We start from the raw sequence: 18,586 nt of genomic DNA on the forward strand, positions 1-18,586 counted from the left end.
AATTTTTTCAAAATGATTAGTGAAAATAAAAAATGTATTGGATTAATATTTGGTGGCAATTCAAATGAACATGAAGTATCAATATCCTCTGCAAAGACGGTTTTTCAAGCCTTCAATTCAGAAATAAATAAACAACGCTTCACTGTTAAAGCCTTTTATATAGATAAATGTGGAGATTGGATTGATAGTGATATCTCAGTTAAGATCCTGTTTGGTGAAATTGAAAACAAAACAATAAAAAATCAAGAGACTTTTAACCCAAAAAAAATTAACTTCCTTGATGGAATAAAATTTCAAAATGTTGATATTTGGTTTCCTCTTCTACATGGACTTAATGGTGAAGATGGATCAATTCATGGATTACTAAAATTTACAAAAAAACCTTTTGTCGGATGCGGCATTCTTGGCTCTGCTTTAGGAATGGATAAAATATTGATGAAAACAATTTTCTCAAATCTAAAAATTCCCCAAGTTAATTATCTGGTTTTTCAAAACGAAGACCTAAGTAATAATGAAGTTAAAAAAAATTTAATTAGTGAAATAATAAAAAAATTAAATTTTCCTGTTTTTGTTAAACCATCTAACTCTGGATCATCTCTTGGCATCTCCAAAGTCATAAATGAATCAGAAATATTTGATGCCTTAGAAAAGGCTTGTGAAATAGATTCAAGAATTGTAGTAGAGGAAGGTTTAGAGGTAAGAGAGATTGAATGTGGAATAATTGGAAGTTCAAAACTCATAACTTCTGAGATAGGCGAAGTAAATTACGAGAGTGATTGGTATGATTACGATTCAAAATATAATTCAAATAATAAAATAACTATCCCAGCCGAAATAGATTCTAAAATTACCAACCAAATTAAGGAAATTGCTATTCAAAGTTGTAGAGCTTTAAATATTTTTGGTTTTGCAAGGGTAGATTTCTTTTTAGAAAAATCTTCAAATAAAATTTTGTTAAATGAAATAAACACAATTCCTGGTTTTACAAAAAACAGTATGTTCCCAATGCTTTGGAAAGCTTCGGGTTTAAATATTGAACAACTTGTGGCTAAACTGGTAGACATATCTCTAGATTTATAATTTCGAATCAAATGTTGCATGGACTTCTTTGGTTGCCATTACTCTTAATCTTCATTTTATTAACTGCTCTGGGATGGTTAGAAAGAAGACGACAAAATCTTTTTAGGATCTGGGCGAATGGTTCTGAACTTTGTAAGTTAGATAGTTCTGGTGCAGCTTCTTTAAAAGACGGGGAATTAAGATGGAGTGCATTTGAAGCTGGTACGTTTGAAGATAAAGATAGTTTCACAATCAAGAAACTTGAATTAGTTGAATTAATGGCCCTAACTTCAGGAGAAGCTCCTCTAACGAGTGAATCTCAAGGGAAGTGTAGATTGAGACTCGTAGGTGATGGGAAAGAGATGGATGTGCCATTTTCAGATGCAGAAAAGGCAAGAGAATGGATGGACCAATTAATGGAAAAAGCTCGATGTGATTTGTGAGAAAAAATACAGTAATCAATAATAGGCGCTTTTTATTTTTAATTTTCTTTTTATTTTCAACAAGCTTAATAAGCCTAAAAACCTTAAAAAATGTTAAAATTCAGGACATCAGAATTTCAGGAAGTGAAATATTCTCCCAGAATGATTTATTAGAGAATTCATCTTTAGAACTTCCAACAAGACTAATTTCTATAAAAACTAATTTTTTAGAAAAAGAGTTAAAACAGAATTTATCGCTAAAGAATGTTTCAGTCAGTAGGCAAATATTTCCTTTTGGTTTGAGGGTGCAAGTTAAAACAAGAACTCCAATAGCTTTTGGTGAGAGAATACTAAATAATGAAAAAATATTTGGTTTTATTGATAAAGATGGAATTTTCATAAATATACAAAACGCAGAAGAAATAGATTTGAGCAAGTTAAAAATAAAAGTTTTTGGTTGGAAAGAAGAATTTAAAAAAATATTATCTAAAATATTAAATGACCAGGAGAATTTTGAATTTGAGATAGTAAAAATAACTTTTTCACCAAATGGATTTCTAACTCTTGAGGAAAGAGATTTAAAAACAATATTCCTAGGATTCAAACCTAATTTAATCAACTATCAATTACAAATAATCAATAACCTAAAAAATGAATTTGGGAAAAATAATTTTTCTGAAAAAATAGATAATATTGATCTTACTGATCCAAACAAACCAAAAATAAAAGTGTTCAAACCCTAATATTTAGGATTGAATTTTAAATAATTTTTCTTAATTATTGTAGTGTTGGTGGGGGTTTAGCATTTTATACAAAATATTTATTAAATAAATATTTAAGGAATTTCCTCAACATTTTCCTACAGATGAGCTTAGTAAGTTCATAATGCACCCAATACTAGTATTAGATCCCTATTTAAGAGATGAGCTTCGGTAACAATCCAAACTTTGATCAATCAAAAGACATCCTTCCAAGTCAGAATGCCAAAATTGAAGTAATTGGCGTTGGTGGCGGTGGAAGTAATGCTGTAAACAGGATGATTGATAGCGACCTTGTTGGGGTTTCATTCAGAGTTCTCAATACTGATGCTCAAGCCTTACTACAATCCTCTGCAGAGCGAAGGGTACAGCTAGGTCAGAACTTAACAAGAGGTCTTGGAGCAGGTGGTAATCCAAGTATCGGTCAAAAGGCTGCAGAAGAATCTAGAGATGAGCTGCAACAATCACTAGAGGGATCTGACTTGGTATTCATTGCAGCAGGAATGGGTGGAGGTACTGGTACAGGAGCAGCTCCAGTTGTTGCTGAAGTGGCAAAGCAAAGCGGCGCATTAACTATTGGCATAGTAACTAAACCTTTTTCTTTCGAAGGTAAAAGAAGAATGCGACAAGCAGAAGAAGGAATCGCAAGATTGGCAGAGAATGTGGATACCCTTATTGTCATCCCAAATGACAGGTTAAAAGAAGTTTCTGCTGGTGCCTCTATTCAAGAAGCCTTTAGGAATGCTGATGATGTTCTAAGAATGGGAGTTAAAGGTATAAGTGAAGTAATTACCCGGCCAGGGGAGGTAAATCTTGACTTTGCTGATGTAAGATCTGTCATGACGGAAGCTGGTACAGCTCTACTTGGGATGGGTATTGGCTCTGGTCGATCTAGAGCCATAGAGGCTGCTCAAGCTGCAATTAATAGTCCCTTATTAGAAGCAGGAAGAATTGATGGAGCTAAAGGTTGCTTAATAAACATCACTGGAGGGATAGATTTAACACTTGACGATGTAAATTCTGTTGGAGAGGTTATTAGTGATGTCGTAGATCAAGATGCAAACATAATAGTAGGTCAAGCCGTTGACGAAACAATGGAAGGCGAGATACAGGTTACGGTCATTGCAACAGGTTTCGATACTAACCAACCATTGAAGCAACAAAGAATTAAAAACAGATTATCTAATCAATCTTTTTATAATGTTTCCGACAACAAAGAAACAGGAGCTAATATTCCAGAATTTTTGAGATTAAGGCAAAGTAAGAAAGATATAGATTAATTGATAGTTAAAATAGAGTGACTCGGTTATCTCGCCTGCCTCAAGCATCCCTTGTGGCTGCTACCTTCCGGTCCTGACCAGGTTTAGGCGTTAAAACCGCGAAAGGCCGAGTCAGTGATATATTAGCAATTCTTGATCAAAAAAGATACATAAATACTTATGCTACCTTCAGAACTTATTAAGTATAAAGAAAATTCTCAAAGAATTATTGCATTAACTGCATGGGATTCCATATCAGGTTCAATTGTGGAACAAGCTAATGTTGATCTTGTTTTGGTAGGAGATTCCCTAGCAATGGTCTGTTTAGGATACAAATCTACATTGCCATTATCTCTGGAAAATATAATTTATCATACTAATGCTGTTACTAGAGGGTTTAAAAAGAAAATTGAAGAACAACCTCTAGTTGTTTGCGATATGCCTTTTTTGACTTACCAATGTGGAGAGGATAAAGCTGTAGAGTATGCAGGAAAAATTATTCAAAGCACTTGTGCAAAAGCTGTAAAAGTTGAAGGGGCTGAACCAGAAATCCAAAAGGTTATTTCTAGATTAATAAGAATGGGAATCCCCGTAATGGGTCATATAGGTCTTACACCACAAAGCTATTTAAATCTGGGATTAAAGAAACAGGGAGAAAGCTTAGAGAGCAGAGATAAAATAAAAAGAGAGGCCTCTATTCTTGAAAAATTAGGATGTTTTTCAATAGTTCTTGAACATATTCCTGAGTTGCTTGCCAAAGAGATACAAAATAACTTAAAAATTCCCACAATAGGGATTGGTGCAGGTATTTATTGCGATGGGCAAGTAAGAGTTACTGCAGATTTGTTAGGCCTTAATGACAATCAACCACCATTTTGCCAACCTGTTATTCAAGGAAAGATGTTGTTTAGGGATAAATTAAAAGAATGGGTAGCCTCTGAAAGACTTAATTAACCTCATCCCACCACTTAAACATAGAAATAAGAATTTGGTTGCTTAGCTCCATTCCTTTTGGATCACTTAAAAAAAATCTATTTCCCTCCTTTACTAATAATCCACTTTCAAGAAATTTTTCCCATTCTTCAAGCAATTTACTAAAGTTATTTTCAAATTTTTTGGTTTCCCAGTTTTGTTCTTTAAATAATCTATAAATATCTATCCCCTCTTTAAGTCTTAATCCTAACATTATTTTCTCATCAAGTTCTTTATAGACAAATTCATTATTTAAAAGAGATGAATCTAAATAAAGTTCGCATTGCCTAATTACCCATTCTTTATATTCCTTACTAACTCTTGGTCTAGTAAATTGTTTTCCCCAAGGTGAACTAGTGGAACCTTGCCCAAAACTCCACCAACCAAACCCACGCCAATAAACTCTATTATGTCTCGATTGATGCCCCGGTAGAGAATAGTTTGAAATTTCATATCTTGAGTAACCTGATTTTTTTAATATTAAATTAGTTGATTCACTATTTCTAAAAGCTTCTTCATCACTTGGAAGTTTTAATTGTCCTAAATTATCTAATTTTTTAAAAACAGTTCCATTTTCAATATTTAAATCGTAAATAGATATGTGCGGTGGAGAAAACGTAATTGTTTTTTTTAAGTCATCTTGCCATTCTTTAAAACCACTAAGTGGCAAGTTTTGAATTAAATCTAAGCTCCAGCTTTTTATCAATCCAGAATCATATACTCTTTTCAACCATAAGCAAGATATTTCAGCATCATCTTTCAAATGCCGCCTTCCCGACTTTTGCAGTACATGATTATTAAAACTTTGTACTCCAAGACTAAATCTATTTATCCCAGCATTGATGAATCCATAAAGATCATCTTGATTAAAACTAGCTGGGTCAACCTCCATAGTAATTTCAGCACCATAGTCAATTCCATAATTTTCTTTAAAGAGATCAATTAACTCTTTGATTTGTACAGGATCTAAAATTGATGGCGTACCACCACCTATATAAATTGTCGAAAGAGGTGATTTATGCTTAATTGACAATATTTCTTTGTATAAAAAATTTAAATATTCTTTTACAGTTTTACTTCCATAACCTTGTAAAGTTTCGACTTTGTTTCCTAGCGGAATAACTGCAAAGTCACAATAAAAACACCTTCGATGGCAAAAAGGAATGTGTACATAAGCACTTCTTGGCAACTTACTCATAATTTAAATACATTTTTAAGCTCCAAAAAAGTATGAAGGATCGAAAAAAATAAAATCCTTATTTACTCAATTAGTAAATCCTAGTAGATTATAGATATGACAGATATCTTAGTATTAATTTTATTTGTATTATCTGGGGCAGCTTCAGGATGGCTTGGAGTAGATTTGCTGCCAGTAGACACACTTAAACAGGTGTCTAACGTAGAGGGTTTTAGGATTGTTTTAGCAATAATAGGTTTCTTTATAGGATTAGCAGCTGGTTTTGTTTTCCTTCAACTTAGAAAAACGTTTCTTGATCAAATAAGGACAATGCCAACAGATCTATTAATAAGTAGATCTGTTGGATTAATTTTAGGGTTACTTGTTGCGAATCTTCTTCTTGCACCAATACTATTAATTCCCTTTCCTAGAGAAGTCTTTTTTGCAAAACCTTTAGCAGCAATATTAAGCAATATATTCTTTGGTGTACTTGGTTATAAGTTAGCGGATACCCATGGAAGAACATTATTGAGATTATTTAATCCAAGTAATACTGATGCTTATCTAGTTAACGAAGGTATACTTCCTGCTGCAAGTCCTAAAATTCTAGATACGAGTGTAATTATTGATGGCAGAATTAATGGCTTATTAAGTTGCGGCTTGTTGGAAGGGCAATTAATTATTGCTCAAAGTGTAATTGATGAATTACAAACTTTAGCTGACTCAAGCAGTAATGAAAAAAGGTCTAAGGGAAGAAGAGGTCTAAAATTGTTAAAAGAATTAAGGGATTTATACGGAAGAAGACTTGTAATAAACCCAACAAAGTATGAAGGTAATGGGGTAGATGAAAAACTCTTAAAAATTACTGAGGATATGTCAGGAACTTTAATTACGGCCGATTACAATCTCTCTCAAATTGCTGAAGTTAAAGAATTAAAAGTCATGAACTTGAGTGATTTGGTTATTGCTTTAAGGCCAGAAGTCCAGCCTGGAGAGTCACTTAATATAAAAATTGTAAGAGAGGGTAAAGAAAAAATGCAAGGTATTGGATATTTAGATGACGGAACAATGGTAGTTATTGATGAAGCAAAGAATTTTGTGGGAAGCAGATTAGATATTGTAATCACAGGAGCACTACAAACTCCCACTGGAAGAATGGTATTTGGAAAACTTATAAATAATCCTGAGTCAAACAAATCTTTTAAATCACCAGCGACACAGGGCTAAATCTAGCTAGAATCAAATCAATCTTTTAATTTCGTGATACAAATGACTGTATCTGCTCCTTATTACGGCGAAAATACCGTTATGAGGACTCCTCCCCCTGATCTACCCTCTCTTTTACTTAAAGAGAGAATCGTCTATCTTGGTTTACCATTATTTTCAGATGATGATGCAAAAAGACAACTAGGTATGGATGTAACTGAGCTAATCATTGCTCAACTTCTTTATCTAGAGTTTGAGGATCCTGAAAAACCTATATATTTCTATATCAATTCAACAGGGACAAGTTGGTATACTGGTGACGCAGTTGGCTTCGAAACAGAGGCTTTCGCTATCTGCGACACAATAAGCTATATTAAGCCTCCAGTACACACAATATGTATAGGACAAGCTATGGGTACTGCTGCAGTTATCCTTTCATCAGGCACGAAGGGGCAAAGAGCAGCTCTTCCGCATGCCTCAATTGTTCTACATCAACCAATAAGTGGTGCCAGAGGTCAAGCAACCGATATCCAAATAAGAGCTGAGGAAGTATTGAAAAATAAAAAATCAATGCTGGAGATTCTATCTCGTAATACTGGAAAGACTATAGAAGAACTCTCTAAAGACTCTGACAGGATGAGTTATCTTAATCCTCAAGAAGCTTTAGATTATGGCGTAATAGACAGAATACTCACAAGTCAAAAAGATTTACCAAATAAAATTTAACTCTCACAACCAACTATTAAAATCATGCCAATAGGAACTCCAAGCGTGCCTTACAGACTTCCAGGAAGTCAATATGAAAGATGGGTCGATATATATACAAGATTAGGAGTTGAAAGAATTCTTTTTCTTGGACAAGAAGTAAATGATGGTATTGCAAATAGCCTTGTTGCACAAATGCTTTATCTAGATTCTGATGACAATTCCAAACCTATCTATCTTTATATTAATAGCCCAGGAGGATCAGTAACTGCTGGTTTGGCTATATATGACACTATCAAATACGTAAAAAGTGATGTAGTTACGATATGCGTCGGCCTTGCAGCCTCCATGGGTGCATTCCTTTTGGCGGCTGGCACAAAAGGTAAAAGAGTTGCTCTGCCTCATAGCAGAATAATGATTCATCAACCCCTAGGTGGAACATCCCAACGCCAAGCAAGTGATATTGAAATAGAAGCTAAGGAAATTTTGAGAATTAAAGATATGTTAAATATGTCTATGGCAGACATGACAGGCCAATCATTTGAGAAAATTGAAAAGGACACTGATAGAGATTATTTTCTAAGTGCGGAAGAGGCAAAAAACTATGGCTTAATTGATAGAGTAATAACACATCCAAGCGAGGCAAATCAATCTTAAATTTTCTAAATAAATTTTTTAATTTTCATTTTTAAATTAATAATTTTTTGGTTTATTTACACCTTTAATGTCTAAAATATTAATTATTAAATGCAAAGAAGCTACAACTAATGACCCAACTCTTTTACGACACGGATGCAGATCTAAGTCTTTTAAATAATAAAACAATTGCGATTATTGGATATGGTTCACAAGGTCACGCACATGCCCTTAATCTTAAAGATAGCGGCTTAGATGTAATTGTCGGTTTATATAAAGGAAGTAAGTCTGAAAGCAAAGCTATTAGCGATGGTCTACAAGTGTTTAGTGTTTCCGAAGCTTGCGCAAAAGCAGACTGGATCATGATTCTCCTCCCAGATGAGTTTCAGAAAGATGTTTACCTCAAGGAAATAGAACCAAACTTAAAAGAAGGAAAGATATTAAGTTTTGCTCATGGCTTTAATATAAGATTCGGACTTATCAAACCTCCTGGTTTTGTGGATGTTGTAATGATTGCACCAAAAGGACCTGGACATACTGTTCGTTGGGAATATCAGAATGGTCAAGGTGTTCCTGCACTATTCGCAGTTGAGCAGGATTCTTCTGGAAGTGCAAGATCATTGGCGATGGCTTATGCCAAAGGTATTGGGGGAACGCGCGCTGGAATACTTGAAACAAATTTCAAAGAAGAAACAGAAACTGATTTATTTGGCGAACAAGCGGTATTATGCGGAGGCTTATCAGAACTTGTTAAATCAGGCTTTGAAACTCTTGTAGAGGCAGGTTATCAACCAGAGCTTGCATACTTCGAGTGTTTACATGAAGTTAAACTTATTGTTGATTTAATGGTAAAGGGAGGCTTATCCCAAATGAGAGATTCCATTTCCAATACTGCAGAATATGGAGATTATGTAAGTGGTAAAAGACTTATCAATAGTGATACAAAGAAAGAAATGCAGAAAATCCTAAAAGATATTCAAGATGGAACTTTCGCTAAGAATTTTGTGGAAGAATGCGATAAAAACAAACCGTTAATGACAAAATTAAGAGAAGAGAACTCAGAACATGAAATTGAGAAAGTAGGTAAAGGTCTACGCTCGATGTTCAGTTGGCTGAGATAAATTTATTTTTAATATTCCTTGGATCGATTGGTTTTGATTTATTGATCGGCGATCCAAGATTCTTAATCCACCCTGTTCAAGTAATTGGCTTTTACATAAAAAAAATATCTGATTACCTCATAAAAAATTTTGGGAAAAATAAAAATATATTGTTTTGGGGAGGTTTAATCTTAGCTATATCCACCATTGGAATGAGTTTTGGTTTAGGGAAATTAATAGAACTCAGTTATGTGCAATCACGAAATAATTTTTTTAGTGGGTTGTTAATTCTTTTTGGACTTTCAAGTTGTATTGCGACTAAGGGACTTATTTCAAGTGTGAAAGAGATTGCAGAGCTAATAGAACGCGAAGAAATTAATCACCATAATAAAAGAATAATCAAAGAGAAGGTTCAAAGGATAGTAAGTAGGGATGTAAGTTCATCCTCTTTAGAACATCTTTTGAGATCAAGTACAGAGAGTCTTACCGAAAATTCTGTTGATGGAATATTTGGGCCATTATTTTGGATTTTTATTGGAATTTTTTTTATGAAATTTTCAATTTTTCTGCCAGGGCCTTTATCACTTGGTTTTTCTTATAAAGCCATAAGTACTTTAGATTCAATGATAGGTTACAAATATGATTATTTTAGATATTTAGGTTTTTTCAGTGCAAAAATCGAAGATATTTTTACGTTTGTTCCTTCAAGATTAGTTTTATTAACATTACCTTTAGTTAGTCCCAAAATTAATGAGTATGGATCAATCATAAAAAAAAGTTATCTTGATGGTAAAAAATATGATTCGCCTAATGCTGGGATTTCAGAAGCTATATTTGCTTATATTTCCGGTATAAAATTGGGTGGAAAAAGTAAATATAAAAATGAGATTATTGAAAAGCCAATAATCAATGCGAATGGAGATAATTGCACTGGAGAAAAAATTAAATTAATTTGTAAATTAATTTTGAGATTACAATTTTTATGGATAATAATTTTTTTCTTAATTTTTTTTAATTTCGACTTTAATTTAATAATAAATTAGTTTAAAAATTACTAAAATAAATAATAAAAAATCTATGCAAAATAACGGTTCTCAAATAGAAAATCAAAATGATGATTCAACTGATAAGCCATCCACCGATAATGAATACTCAAAATGGGTAGATAATCAGGGGGATGAAGTAAAGAATGTTTTTGGATTTAATAGCAGTGCTGAACTTGTAAATGGTAGAGCAGCAATGATCGGATTCTTAATGCTCATATTAACCGAGTTAGTTTTTAGCGGCAGACCTGTTACTTCTTCAATTTTTGGTATTAATTAAAAATGGAAGCAAAAAAATCTAATCCAATAAAAGTATTCTTATACATATCTGTATGGGTTATTATTTGGGGCACTTTAGGATCTTTGATCGATTTTCCTCTATATAAAAATAAAATCTACTTAGAAGGAAGCATATATCAATATCTTACTTTCACAGTTACAGCGATAATTTCTATTGTATCTGCAAAGTTTTTTTATAAGAAAATTGATTTATAAAAACTTGTACCTAAATTTCTTAATAATTTTTGCTGGTTCTTTACTTTCACTGGACTCGTAAAGTATCCATTGATGCGTTTCAGTATCATGATCACAACCATAATTTCCAGATAGATTATCGTAACTTGAAAGATATGAGTGACAATTTTGGTCTGCCTCAAAAGCAGAGTCATAACATGTTAGAAAATAAATCAAAAATAGAACAGTTATTAATAAAAAAAATACTTGAGAGACTAAATTAATTAACTTCATACGATATTCTAAAATTTAAATATATCATCTAAAAAAATTTTTCGATCTAAAAATATAGCTAACGACCAACATTAAATACAAAGTCATGGAATTCTTGATTCTTTAAATACAGGATGACTAGCAATACTAAAATAATATTTAAGCCTATTACTATTGATCCAAAAATATTTATTTGTTTTTTACCTGGCAAAGTGTAAGTAAATTTCTTGCCTTTAAGAAAACCAGCTAAGCCTTTTTTTTCTTTTTTTGTTTCTTTTATTTGAGTATTTTGAGTATTATTCTTAACTTCATTATCAGAAAAACCTTTTACCATTGCAAATTAAATAACAAATTTATAATATTCCAAAAAAATAAATTATTTTAATAATTAACAATTTTTAATCACATATGGGATCATTAATGAATTTCTCTCATTTGATGAATTATTAAAAAAATAAGCTTCAATAATTTCCGTTTGTAGCCCCAATAAACTAGATTGACATGTGAATCTATTTTGGCCAAATACTGCTAATTGAAGTTTTTCTATTTCAGAAACTAATTCTTTACATACATGGGTTCCAGAATCTTTAAAACAATCCCTAGATTGTTTTAAAATCTTAGACTTTGTTGGTATTGTTTCTGCCATAAGGAAATTTGATGATAATAAAAATTTTAAGAATAAAATAGTTAAAAATTTCATTACTTTTTAAGATTTCAAAATTTTGGATACTCCTGCAAGAGTTTTGCTTATTGAGCTAATTGCATTTTATTGAACTAAAAAAAAAAGATGCCCTAAAAGAGCATCTTGTTATTAAAAGAAGAAATAGACTAAAAAGATTACCCTTGAACTCTATCCTTAAAAAGTTTACCTGCAGAGAATGTTGGAACTCTTTTAGCGGGTATTGCTATTTTTTCGCCTGTCTTAGGGTTTAATCCCTGTCTTGCAGAACGATCTCTTGGTTCGAAAGAGCCAAATCCTAGTATAGAGACTTTTTTGCCTTCCACTACTGAATCAACAATAGTTTCAATAGCTGCATCAACAACTAAAGAAACATCAGTTTTTGTGAGCTCTGTACGAGCTGCAACAAGATTTACTAAATCAGCTTTGTTCATTGAAATTTAAATTAATGCAAAGGTTTAAAAAAAAGATTTAAATCGAGTTTTAAACCTCGAACTTCCACATCATATGGAGCAAATACAAATACGGCAACCGAAAATGCCGGCGGCGCAAAGCTTTATACAAATTTTAGGGACATTTTTAGCGACATTATTTAATTTTATCGCCATACATTTTTCTTATGTGAGAAAGAACATCTTTTACTAGATAACAGCTAAAGAGACTGGTATCACTGGGTTTATCCTTAAAAATATACCTACATTTAGCAAAGGGGAAGAACGTCAAAGTGGGATGAATTTAAGAATTTGAGCTATTTATTATGTTTTATTAATTTTCAGATATATTTCCTTCTCATCACATGAAAAAACATAATTTGTATTTTGAAATCAAGAAAAATCTGTTTTCTCATTAATAAACTTTCTCTCTAAATCGTTTTATGCACTAAGGAGATGGATGAAGAAATTCTAATTAATTAGAAAATTAATACTCTCCAAGATCTAATAAAGTTGATTAGTGAAGCCTTAAATTTGAGTTTTTTTTTTAATTTTGCATCTATTATTTAAATATCAGTAATTTAAATAAATTATCTCAATATTTAACTAATCAATGATAAAGAGAAAGTGATTCATCTCAATAAAGGTAACCCATTTCCTTTAGGGAGTTCTCTAACTTCTCAAGGGGTTAATTTTTCCTTAATAGCCACAAATGCAGAATATGTAGAAATCTTATTGTTTGAGAAAGAGGACTCTATTTCCCCAAAAAGTATATTCAAATTAGATCAAACTCATAATAAAGGTCCTTACTGGCATGCGGAAATAAATAATCTAGATGAAGGTTGTATTTATGCTTTTAGAGTAAAACAAAAAAATAACGAAATTAATAACAACTACGAAAAAAAAGTTTTACTTGATCCATGTTCAAGGGGTATTACCGGATGGGGAAGTTATAAAAGAAAAAATGCATTAAAGACGTACGAAAATACTGATTCTTGTCTTAAAAGCGTTGTTTGCGATAGAAAACTATTTAATTTTAAGGATTATCCAAGACCGAACCATTCTTGGGAAGAAACAATTATTTATGAACTCCATATCAATGCTTTCACCGAATCAACTGATAAAGATGAAAGTTGCTTTAAGAAATTTTTAAAAAAAATTCCGTATCTCAAAGAACTGGGTATTACAACAATTGAATTACTTCCAATTTTTTGTTTTGATCCTAATGATGCCCCAAATGGTCTAAAAAATTTTTGGGGTTATAGTCCAATTAATTGGTTTACTCCGCATTTTGAGTATCTCTCTAATGAATCTGCCAAAAAGAATAGAGAGGAATTTAGAAGATTTGTAGAGGAATGCCATAAAGCAGACATTGAAGTCATCTTAGATGTTGTATACAATCACACTTCCGAAGGGGATTCAAAAGGGCCAGCAATCTCTTGGAAAGGTATAGATGAAAATCTTTATTACTTTATTGGAAAAGATAAAAATTATCAGGACGTCTCCGGATGTGGTAATACTATTGCAGCAAACAGAGGATTAGTTAGAAAACTAATAGTTGAATCATTAAAATGTTGGGCGAGTGAATTAGGAGTAGATGGTTTTAGATTTGATTTAGGAATTGCCCTATCAAGAGGCGAAAATCTTTTACCGCTTGATAATCCTCCAATTTTTGAAGATATAGAATGTGAACCAGAACTTATCGATATCAAGTTCATAAGTGAGCCATGGGATTGTGGCGGTTTATATAAATTAGGTGATTTCCCATCTAAAAATACTTTTACTTGGAATGGTCATTTTAGAGATGACTTGCGAAGATTTTGGAAGGGAGATAAAGATACTGCTTGGAATATGAGTGATAAAATAATGGGTACTCCATCTATTTATAAAGAAGATAATATTTTTCCAAAATCAATAAATTTTATTACTTCACATGATGGATTCACTCTCAAAGATTTAGTAACATTCAATAGAAAACATAATTTTTCCAATAGAGAACAAAATAGAGATGGTGATAATCATAATAATTCTTGGAATCATGGCGCAGAGGGACCAACTTCAAACTCATTAATCAATGATTTAAGAAAAAGACAACAAAAAAATCTAATTCTTAGTTTACTTATCTCTAAAGGTGTTCCAATGATACTAATGGGCGATGAAATAGGAAGGTCTCAAGGTGGCAATAATAATTCTTGGTGCCAAAATAATTTATTAGGTTGGATGAATTGGGATAATGGTCAACAAGATTTGGAATTATTGGAATATTTTAAATACGTTATAAAAATTCGAAAAAAACTAATAAACATTTTTAATCCATCATTCTTACCTAACAATCAAAAGAACGAAAATATTCCCACATATCATTGGCATGGAACTAAATTAGATAGCCCCGATTGGAGCAGTTGGTCTCACACAGTTGTCTTTAGCATAAACAAAGGCAAAACTAATCCTATGGTATGGGTAGGTTTAAATGCATATTCAAAAAGTATCGACTTCCCCTTGCCAAAATGTAAATATAATTGGTTTAAAGTTATTGATACTAGTATGCCTGAAATTTTCGAACCCTCAAAGATAAATGAAAAATATGTTTCAGTAAAGAGTAGAAGCTCTTTATTAATTATTTCAGAAGAAATATTTGGGGTGAAAAAAAATATATTCTAAAAGCGGGCGGCGGGAATCGAACCCGCATCTTCAGCTTGGAAGGCTGAGGTTTTACCACTAAACCACGCCCGCAATAAGTAATAGAATTACCATTGCAATAATACATTATCAAACAATCAACAAAGTAAAAAGATTGGAAAATTCACACTCGAAAAAAAATATCGCCAGACAAACAACAAGATTGATGGTTTCCTATGGTCTAGGAGATGCGGGCACAGGTTTAGTAGCAACACAATTTGGTTTTTTTCTCTTCAAATTCTTCATTTCGGCTGGCCTACCGGTAATAATTGCTGGATCATTATTGATGTTAATCAAGATATGGGATGCAATAAATGATCCTTTAATTGGATGGTTAAGTGACCGGACAAAATCAAGATGGGGGCCTAGGATTCCTTGGATGGTGACAGCATCAGTTCCTCTTGGTTTTTCTTTGGCGGCAATATGGTGGACCCCAACAGGTTCAGTGCTTTACAAGACTATTTACTATGCCATTATTTCTATAATTGTAATGACTGCTTACACAAGTATCAATCTTCCTTTTGCAGCTCTATCAACCGAAATTTCCGAAAAAACAGCAATTAGAACAAGGTTAAACGCCTCAAGATTTACTGGCTCAATAATTGCAGGATTAACTGGCTTGATAATTGCTGGTGTTGTTTTAAGTTCTGAAGGATCAGCAAATAATGATTATTTCTTAATGGGTAAAATAAGTGGTTGCATAGCAGTTACAACAACACTAATTTCATGTTGGGGATTAGCTCCATTTGCAAAAAAAGCCAGAAGGCCCTCCGGAAAAGCAGAAGCTATAACACTTCAATTTAAAAGGATCTTCAGAAATAAAAAATTTCTCAAAGTTATTACACTTTATATTCTGCTTTGGTGCGCCTTACAATTGATGCAAACAGTGGCATTAATCTATGTAGAGGATGTGCTAAATCTACCAACATATATTGCGAAGTGGGTCCCGATACCTTTCCAAATTAGCGCTTTAGTGGGTTTACAAATATGGACCAGAGTATCAAATAAATTGAATAGAATTTCAGCTTTAAACTATGGAGCGATTATGTGGATTATTTCATGTACGGCAGCTTTATTTTTGCCTTCATTGTCAAAAATTACAGGTGTTGGAGATAGTTTATTTCTAAATGCAGGTAACGTATTTCTTCTCATTCTTTTAATTTTCATAATCTGTCTGATTGGAATTGGAGCTTCAACCGCTTTTCTTATCCCTTGGTCATTACTTCCTGATGCAATAGACGAAGATCCAGAGAAACCAGCAGGATTATATACTGCTTGGATGGTACTTATTCAGAAAATTGGTATCGCGTTAAGTGTTCAATTATTAGGATTTTTGTTGTATTTATCTGATTATCAATCATGCTTTGTTGATAGTGATGGTCTAGATGTTATAGAACAATGCTACTCAGCACAATTAACTATTAGATTATGTATTGGTTTTATACCCTCAATATTGGTAATAATTGGTCTTTTAATCATGAGAAAATGGGATCGAAAATTAATTACAAACTAATATAAAGATATGTATTATCCTAATTTTTTTAAAAGACTTCTAAGCAGCTTAATCATTGGCGGGCAAGCTATTTATTATATCTTTAGAGGTAAAATCTCCAAAAATGATCTCTTTGACCAACTTATGGAGTCAGGTCCTGGAAGTTTGTTAATTGTATTAATTACAGGAATTGCGGCAGGTACAGTTTTTAATATTCAAGTTGCATCACAACTTACAAGTATGGGGGTTTCAAGTGAAATTGGAGGCTTATTAGCAGTAGGCATGGCAAGAGAAATGGCTCCTCTTCTAACTGCTACTTTAATGACTGGAAAGGTTGCCACTGCCTATGCTGCTCAACTAGGCACTATGAAAGTTACAGAACAAATTGAGGCAATAACCATGTTAAGGACGGAACCAGTCCAATATTTGGTAGTCCCAAGGTTACTATCGATGGTAATAATGTCTCCAATACAGTGTCTTTTGTTTTTATCTGTAGCTTTATGGAGCGGACAAATTTGGAGCACAATTTTTTATAAAGTTCCTCCAATAGTTTTTTGGACATCTGTAAGATCAGGTAATGTTAGTTTAACCAGTACAGACTTGACTTCAATGTTAATAAAATCTGTAGTGTTCGGATTACTTATCTCAATCATTTCTTGTGGATATGGACTCACAACTAAAGGCGGTCCAAAAGAAGTTGGAACAAGTACAACAGGCGCAGTTGTAATGACTCTCGTTACTGTATCTTTAATGGATGTATTACTAACACAAATTTTATTTGGATGAAACTATGTTTAACACTAAATCAAAAAAAGAGGAACCAGTAATAATAGCACCATCATTTCAGTTGCCAATCATTCTTATATTTTTAAGTTTTATGCTTTTGTTTTTGAATATTGGTTATTTGCCAACCATAGTTTCTGCTTCTTTTAGCTTTTTTTTATTACTTCAGTCATTTACCTTAAGAATAAAAATAACAAATGATGATTTTATCGTTTTACAATTAGGAAAAGAGATTCGAATTTTCCCATTCAAGAACTGGATATCATGGAAATTCTTTTTCCCTATAATCCCAGGTATTTTTTATTTTAGAGAAAAGTCCAGTCCTCATTTATTACCAATATTATTTAATCCAAAGCAATTAAAAGATGAGCTCATAAAAAAAGTCGACTCCCTTGAAATTAAAAATTCTTAAAATTTAGACTTTGCCAAATCATCAAAATTATTTAAATGAACAATAAAGAAATTTCCGAAAATAATCCCGAAAAGGAATTAATAATAGATAAGTCAATTTCAGAGGATAAAACCAAACAAATTGGTAAGAAAAATACAACGCAAAATAAAAAAATTACACCAAAAAACGACAAATCAACTAAACCTTTTGATGAAATTTCTAATGAAATTTTTAGAGATCTCGTTTCAAAAAAAGACTCTTTAATTAAAGAAATAAAAGAGTTAGAAACCAAAAAAAGTGAAATAGAAAAAGATATTGATTCAAATTTTAAAGGACAGTCAGATAATATCGCAAAAAGAGTTAAAGGCTTTCAAGAGTACTTAACTGGGGCCTTGCAGAATCTTTCACAAAACGTAGAGAAACTTGAATTAGTTTCTCAACCAATAATCGTAAAGCCATCTCCTCTTGATGACAAAAAGCAAAACAACAGCACAAATAATGTAGTTAATGTTCCTGCTCTTTCTGAAACATTTAAGCCAGATGAAGAGATTATAAAAAGTTGCTTTTCAAGTTTTACAGAACAACCTGATTTTTATGCTGAACCTTGGAAATTAAGACGAAGTCTTGATTCATCAGATATAGAAATTATGGATGATTGGTTCTTTAATATGGGCGGAAGAGGTTCTCTTGAAAGTAGAGGATCTCGACAAAAAAACGCCTTGTTAACAGCGGGTTTAATATCTATTCTTGGCGAATTATATGGAGATCAGTTTCAGACTCTTATCCTAGCTTCACAGCCTGAACGATTAGGTGAATGGAGAAGAATTCTTCAAGATTCACTTGGTCTCACAAGGGATGACTTTGGACCTAATAGTGGGATTGTTCTTTTTGAAAGGCCTGAAGGTGTCATAGAGAGAGCTGATAGATTGGAAGCGAATGAAGAATTACCATTTATTATTATTGACGCGGCAGAAACCTCTGTTGAAATTCCAATACTTCAATTCCCATTATGGGTTGCATTTGCTGGTTCAGATAATGAAATTTACGATGATCTTGAACTAAACTAAG

At 32.5% G+C, this 18,586-nt stretch carries 22 protein-coding genes, 1 tRNA gene and 1 other RNA gene; 17 read left to right on the forward strand and 7 right to left on the reverse strand.

Annotated features, from left to right (window positions below; all coding sequences use genetic code 11):
• The first annotated feature begins 12 nt into the window (after window positions 1-12).
• From JJ844_01380 to ftsZ, 4 genes are all read left to right on the forward strand, one after another.
• The gene (locus tag JJ844_01380) at window positions 13-1,080 is read left to right on the forward strand and encodes a D-alanine--D-alanine ligase (protein MBO6974329.1); all 1,068 of its coding nucleotides are present in this window, start codon (window positions 13-15) and stop codon (window positions 1,078-1,080) included.
• An 11-nt stretch (window positions 1,081-1,091) separates the two neighbouring features.
• Entirely contained in the window at window positions 1,092-1,502 is a 411-nt protein-coding gene (locus JJ844_01385) for a hypothetical protein (GenBank protein MBO6974330.1), read from the forward strand.
• Window positions 1,499-2,224, forward strand: coding sequence for an FtsQ-type POTRA domain-containing protein (locus JJ844_01390; GenBank protein ID MBO6974331.1), 726 nt, complete (start codon window positions 1,499-1,501; stop codon window positions 2,222-2,224). The genes JJ844_01385 and JJ844_01390 overlap by 4 nt, the downstream gene beginning before the upstream one ends.
• Window positions 2,225-2,403: 179 nt before the next feature.
• Window positions 2,404-3,519 (forward strand): cell division protein FtsZ, encoded by a 1,116-nt coding sequence (gene ftsZ / locus JJ844_01395; GenBank protein ID MBO6974332.1) that lies wholly within the window; start codon window positions 2,404-2,406, stop codon window positions 3,517-3,519.
• A 16-nt stretch (window positions 3,520-3,535) separates the two neighbouring features.
• On the opposite strand, the gene ffs is transcribed toward ftsZ, so the two are convergent.
• An RNA gene (ffs, locus tag JJ844_01400) (signal recognition particle sRNA small type) lies at window positions 3,536-3,632 on the reverse strand.
• Between the two features lie 46 nt (window positions 3,633-3,678).
• Here ffs and panB point away from each other — a divergent pair.
• The gene (panB, locus tag JJ844_01405) at window positions 3,679-4,452 is read left to right on the forward strand and encodes a 3-methyl-2-oxobutanoate hydroxymethyltransferase (protein MBO6974333.1); all 774 of its coding nucleotides are present in this window, start codon (window positions 3,679-3,681) and stop codon (window positions 4,450-4,452) included.
• On the opposite strand, the gene hemW is transcribed toward panB, so the two are convergent.
• Complete coding sequence (hemW, locus tag JJ844_01410) at window positions 4,445-5,668, reverse strand: radical SAM family heme chaperone HemW (protein MBO6974334.1); 1,224 nt, start codon at window positions 5,666-5,668, stop codon at window positions 4,445-4,447. The two genes, panB and hemW, sit on opposite strands and share 8 nt — an antisense overlap.
• Before the next feature lie 96 nt (window positions 5,669-5,764).
• Between hemW and JJ844_01415 the strand changes: the two genes are divergently transcribed.
• From JJ844_01415 to JJ844_01445, 7 genes are all read left to right on the forward strand, one after another.
• A complete protein-coding gene (locus tag JJ844_01415; protein ID MBO6974335.1) occupies window positions 5,765-6,874 on the forward strand; it encodes a TRAM domain-containing protein in 1,110 nt (369 codons plus the stop codon).
• A 42-nt stretch (window positions 6,875-6,916) separates the two neighbouring features.
• A complete protein-coding gene (locus tag JJ844_01420) occupies window positions 6,917-7,579 on the forward strand; it encodes an ATP-dependent Clp protease proteolytic subunit (protein ID MBO6974336.1) in 663 nt (220 codons plus the stop codon).
• A gap of 24 nt (window positions 7,580-7,603) precedes the next feature.
• Window positions 7,604-8,215: an ATP-dependent Clp protease proteolytic subunit gene (locus JJ844_01425; GenBank protein MBO6974337.1), complete on the forward strand. Its 612-nt coding sequence runs from the start codon at window positions 7,604-7,606 to the stop codon at window positions 8,213-8,215.
• 110 nt (window positions 8,216-8,325) lie between these two features.
• Window positions 8,326-9,315 (forward strand): ketol-acid reductoisomerase, encoded by a 990-nt coding sequence (gene ilvC / locus JJ844_01430; GenBank protein MBO6974338.1) that lies wholly within the window; start codon window positions 8,326-8,328, stop codon window positions 9,313-9,315.
• Entirely contained in the window at window positions 9,303-10,337 is a 1,035-nt protein-coding gene (gene cobD / locus JJ844_01435; GenBank protein ID MBO6974339.1) for a cobalamin biosynthesis protein CobD, read from the forward strand. The genes ilvC and cobD overlap by 13 nt, the downstream gene beginning before the upstream one ends.
• Before the next feature lie 34 nt (window positions 10,338-10,371).
• Complete coding sequence (locus tag JJ844_01440) at window positions 10,372-10,617, forward strand: high light inducible protein (GenBank protein ID MBO6974340.1); 246 nt, start codon at window positions 10,372-10,374, stop codon at window positions 10,615-10,617.
• Between the two features lie 2 nt (window positions 10,618-10,619).
• Window positions 10,620-10,832 (forward strand): hypothetical protein, encoded by a 213-nt coding sequence (locus tag JJ844_01445; protein ID MBO6974341.1) that lies wholly within the window; start codon window positions 10,620-10,622, stop codon window positions 10,830-10,832.
• On the opposite strand, the gene JJ844_01450 is transcribed toward JJ844_01445, so the two are convergent.
• The 4 genes from JJ844_01450 to JJ844_01465 all read right to left on the reverse strand — a co-directional run bounded on the left by JJ844_01450 (window position 10,827) and on the right by JJ844_01465 (window position 12,176).
• Window positions 10,827-11,084 (reverse strand): hypothetical protein, encoded by a 258-nt coding sequence (locus JJ844_01450; protein MBO6974342.1) that lies wholly within the window; start codon window positions 11,082-11,084, stop codon window positions 10,827-10,829. The two genes, JJ844_01445 and JJ844_01450, sit on opposite strands and share 6 nt — an antisense overlap.
• 58 nt (window positions 11,085-11,142) lie before the next feature.
• A complete protein-coding gene (locus JJ844_01455; GenBank protein MBO6974343.1) occupies window positions 11,143-11,397 on the reverse strand; it encodes a hypothetical protein in 255 nt (84 codons plus the stop codon).
• Between the two features lie 54 nt (window positions 11,398-11,451).
• Window positions 11,452-11,763, reverse strand: a complete 312-nt coding sequence (locus tag JJ844_01460) for a hypothetical protein (protein ID MBO6974344.1) — start codon at window positions 11,761-11,763, stop codon at window positions 11,452-11,454.
• Between the two features lie 137 nt (window positions 11,764-11,900).
• The gene (locus tag JJ844_01465) at window positions 11,901-12,176 is read right to left on the reverse strand and encodes an HU family DNA-binding protein (protein MBO6974345.1); all 276 of its coding nucleotides are present in this window, start codon (window positions 12,174-12,176) and stop codon (window positions 11,901-11,903) included.
• A 624-nt stretch (window positions 12,177-12,800) separates the two neighbouring features.
• On the opposite strand from JJ844_01465, the gene JJ844_01470 reads away from it, so the two are divergent.
• A complete protein-coding gene (locus JJ844_01470; protein MBO6974346.1) occupies window positions 12,801-14,834 on the forward strand; it encodes a glycogen-debranching protein in 2,034 nt (677 codons plus the stop codon).
• A 1-nt stretch (window position 14,835) separates the two neighbouring features.
• Here the strand turns inward: JJ844_01470 and JJ844_01475 are convergent.
• Window positions 14,836-14,906 (reverse strand) — tRNA-Gly (locus JJ844_01475).
• A gap of 112 nt (window positions 14,907-15,018) precedes the next feature.
• On the opposite strand from JJ844_01475, the gene JJ844_01480 reads away from it, so the two are divergent.
• From JJ844_01480 to JJ844_01495, 4 genes are read left to right on the forward strand one after another with little or no spacing between them, the layout of a single operon-like run.
• Window positions 15,019-16,365, forward strand: coding sequence for an MFS transporter (locus JJ844_01480; GenBank protein ID MBO6974347.1), 1,347 nt, complete (start codon window positions 15,019-15,021; stop codon window positions 16,363-16,365).
• A gap of 9 nt (window positions 16,366-16,374) precedes the next feature.
• Window positions 16,375-17,130: an ABC transporter permease gene (locus tag JJ844_01485; protein MBO6974348.1), complete on the forward strand. Its 756-nt coding sequence runs from the start codon at window positions 16,375-16,377 to the stop codon at window positions 17,128-17,130.
• A gap of 4 nt (window positions 17,131-17,134) precedes the next feature.
• On the forward strand, window positions 17,135-17,539 hold the full coding sequence (locus tag JJ844_01490) for a DUF3119 family protein (GenBank protein ID MBO6974349.1): 405 nt from the start codon (window positions 17,135-17,137) through the stop codon (window positions 17,537-17,539).
• 35 nt (window positions 17,540-17,574) lie between these two features.
• Window positions 17,575-18,585, forward strand: a complete 1,011-nt coding sequence (locus tag JJ844_01495) for a DUF3086 domain-containing protein (GenBank protein ID MBO6974350.1) — start codon at window positions 17,575-17,577, stop codon at window positions 18,583-18,585.
• Window position 18,586 lies beyond the last annotated feature (1 nt).

Source organism: Prochlorococcus marinus CUG1435 (assembly GCA_017644375.1).
Lineage (GTDB): Bacteria > Cyanobacteriota > Cyanobacteriia > PCC-6307 > Cyanobiaceae > Prochlorococcus_A > Prochlorococcus_A marinus_AH.

What these genes read in the sequence shown, in the direction of transcription:
- JJ844_01380 (MBO6974329.1), top strand. Translation starts at nt 13, where the DNA reads ATGATTAGTGAAAATAAAAAATGTATTGGATTAATATTTGGTGGCAAT.
- JJ844_01385 (MBO6974330.1), top strand. Translation starts at nt 1,092, where the DNA reads ATGTTGCATGGACTTCTTTGGTTGCCATTACTCTTAATCTTCATTTTA.
- ftsZ (MBO6974332.1), top strand. Translation starts at nt 2,404, where the DNA reads ATGAGCTTCGGTAACAATCCAAACTTTGATCAATCAAAAGACATCCTT.
- panB (MBO6974333.1), top strand. Translation starts at nt 3,679, where the DNA reads ATGCTACCTTCAGAACTTATTAAGTATAAAGAAAATTCTCAAAGAATT.
- hemW (MBO6974334.1), bottom strand. Translation starts at nt 5,668, where the DNA reads ATGAGTAAGTTGCCAAGAAGTGCTTATGTACACATTCCTTTTTGCCAT.
- JJ844_01415 (MBO6974335.1), top strand. Translation starts at nt 5,765, where the DNA reads ATGACAGATATCTTAGTATTAATTTTATTTGTATTATCTGGGGCAGCT.
- JJ844_01420 (MBO6974336.1), top strand. Translation starts at nt 6,917, where the DNA reads ATGACTGTATCTGCTCCTTATTACGGCGAAAATACCGTTATGAGGACT.
- JJ844_01425 (MBO6974337.1), top strand. Translation starts at nt 7,604, where the DNA reads ATGCCAATAGGAACTCCAAGCGTGCCTTACAGACTTCCAGGAAGTCAA.
- ilvC (MBO6974338.1), top strand. Translation starts at nt 8,326, where the DNA reads ATGACCCAACTCTTTTACGACACGGATGCAGATCTAAGTCTTTTAAAT.
- JJ844_01440 (MBO6974340.1), top strand. Translation starts at nt 10,372, where the DNA reads ATGCAAAATAACGGTTCTCAAATAGAAAATCAAAATGATGATTCAACT.
- JJ844_01445 (MBO6974341.1), top strand. Translation starts at nt 10,620, where the DNA reads ATGGAAGCAAAAAAATCTAATCCAATAAAAGTATTCTTATACATATCT.
- JJ844_01450 (MBO6974342.1), bottom strand. Translation starts at nt 11,084, where the DNA reads ATGAAGTTAATTAATTTAGTCTCTCAAGTATTTTTTTTATTAATAACT.
- JJ844_01455 (MBO6974343.1), bottom strand. Translation starts at nt 11,397, where the DNA reads ATGGTAAAAGGTTTTTCTGATAATGAAGTTAAGAATAATACTCAAAAT.
- JJ844_01460 (MBO6974344.1), bottom strand. Translation starts at nt 11,763, where the DNA reads ATGAAATTTTTAACTATTTTATTCTTAAAATTTTTATTATCATCAAAT.
- JJ844_01465 (MBO6974345.1), bottom strand. Translation starts at nt 12,176, where the DNA reads ATGAACAAAGCTGATTTAGTAAATCTTGTTGCAGCTCGTACAGAGCTC.
- JJ844_01480 (MBO6974347.1), top strand. Translation starts at nt 15,019, where the DNA reads ATGGTTTCCTATGGTCTAGGAGATGCGGGCACAGGTTTAGTAGCAACA.
- JJ844_01485 (MBO6974348.1), top strand. Translation starts at nt 16,375, where the DNA reads ATGTATTATCCTAATTTTTTTAAAAGACTTCTAAGCAGCTTAATCATT.
- JJ844_01490 (MBO6974349.1), top strand. Translation starts at nt 17,135, where the DNA reads ATGTTTAACACTAAATCAAAAAAAGAGGAACCAGTAATAATAGCACCA.
- JJ844_01495 (MBO6974350.1), top strand. Translation starts at nt 17,575, where the DNA reads ATGAACAATAAAGAAATTTCCGAAAATAATCCCGAAAAGGAATTAATA.